A 245-nucleotide genomic window follows, 5' to 3' on the forward strand; every position below is an offset into this window, starting at 1 on the left:
TATTACTTTCTGCGATAACCTTATTGTTCCAAATTGCTTTCATAGTTTTCTTCTAAAAATATAGTCTGTATAATAGGCATTACTATCTTTAAAAGACGCTTCAATTTCTAATCCGGACTCTTTTGCAAGCCATTTTATCACTTTTTCATCATCTTTTTGAGAGATTTCCGTATGAATGGTTTCCCAGGGGTCAAAATGTATGGTGAGTTCCAGTGCTTCAATGGTAACTTTCATTGCTTCGGTTG

At 34.3% G+C, this 245-nt stretch carries 1 protein-coding gene; it reads right to left on the reverse strand.

The genetic code is table 11. From position 1 onward, the window contains the following. Positions 1-39: 39 nt before the first annotated feature. Positions 40-245, reverse strand: a 206-nt coding sequence (locus ACY2RT_RS15540; protein WP_490156824.1) for an L-histidine N(alpha)-methyltransferase, incomplete at its 5' end; no start/stop codon positions are given.

The sequence above is a fragment of the Ulvibacter sp. 2210JD10-4 genome, assembly GCF_058148525.1.